The sequence below is a fragment of the Bradyrhizobium sp. INPA03-11B genome (genome assembly GCF_040446015.1).
GTDB classification, from domain to species: Bacteria; Pseudomonadota; Alphaproteobacteria; order Rhizobiales; family Xanthobacteraceae; genus Bradyrhizobium; species Bradyrhizobium macuxiense_A.
Map to the genome: position 1 here is coordinate 1 of NZ_JASGSR010000267.1, position 1,197 is coordinate 1,197.

1 protein-coding gene and 1 pseudogene are annotated in these 1,197 nt (G+C 62.9%); one reads left to right on the plus strand and one right to left on the minus strand.

Annotation, left to right across the window (positions count from 1 at the left end; translation table 11 throughout):
• Positions 1 to 373, plus strand: a 373-nt coding sequence (locus QMZ05_RS40845; protein WP_353705891.1) for a hypothetical protein, incomplete at its 5' end; no start/stop codon positions are given.
• A 64-nt stretch (positions 374 to 437) separates the two neighbouring features.
• Here the strand turns inward: QMZ05_RS40845 and QMZ05_RS40850 are convergent.
• A pseudogene (locus QMZ05_RS40850) lies at positions 438 to 1,197 on the minus strand (hypothetical protein); the annotation flags it as partial.

A 1,197-nucleotide genomic window follows, 5' to 3' on the forward strand; every position in this document is an offset into this window, starting at 1 on the left:
GCTGTCGATCTGGACGCATCTCTCCCCGGTCGCGAGCGACGTATGCCTCGACGCGGTCCATGCTGCGCTGGAGGACCGTGGTCTCTTCCTTTTGACGGTGCGGCCGCCGGCATATGCATTCTATGAGCCGATCTCGAAATTGCCCGGTTGGGATCAGCAAAAGATCACCGAAACCGTGCGGCGAGACGGCTTCTACTTCTATCCCCAAAGCTATCCGGTCGATGGCGAAATGACATACGGCGAGACCATCATCACCAAGCAGTACATCGAGGAGCACTGGACCGATCGGTTCGATATCGTCGACGTCGGCATGAATGGGATCTCGCCCTATCAGAGCATTATCGTTCTTCGAAAGAAGTCGCGGCCACATTAGTCAGGCCGCCCGCACGCCGGCACTGTCTTTGCGCGCCCGCCACGTCCCGGCTGGGCGCGCAAGATCAGGACGCAGCGAGGCCGACGACGCCCACCTGCCGGGCGGCGTGCTCGGGACTGCGGGATAATTCTGCGCGCTGTTCCGGCGTCAGCCACCACAGCAGGAACAGCAGCGCGATCCCGTTCGAGACCAAGCCCGTGGTCAACGGGACGTTCATGATCGCCTGAACGGCGATGCCGGACGACACCGCGATGAAGCGCGGCGAGAGATGCCGCGAGACCGTCGACCCCGCCGACAGGATCAGGCCGCACACGAGGGCCGAAATCGGGGAGAGCGCGAGACCGACCGACGCGATGCCCTCGGTGGCGAGGAAGGACGCGTTGAAATTGCCGTCGCGATAGATCGCGCCGAGCGTCGGGCCGAGCTCGCCATACGGGCAGGCGGTCACCTGTCGCAGGATCGATATCTGGCAGAACCGGGTCAGCTCGCGGTGCGCAAAGAAGTCGGCATATTGATCGAGCGCCAGTGACGGGATCGCGAGGAAGCGCAGGTTGATGGCGCTGAACACGACGTAGTCCTTGTCGGCGCCGAGAACGGCGAACGCCGAGAGCCCAACGGTCGCCGGGAGCAGGAATGCGAGCACCGTGGCCAGTCGCGGGTTGAACTGGTCGTAGAGCCAGAACAGGAACGGCAGCCAGATCGGCAACAGCAGAACGGTCTTGTTGTTGACGACCGGATAGAAGCACAGCGCGAACAGCAATACGCAGGCGGCCTGCAACCATTGCCTCCGCGATGCGAAATGCGCAAACAGATAGGGCAGCACC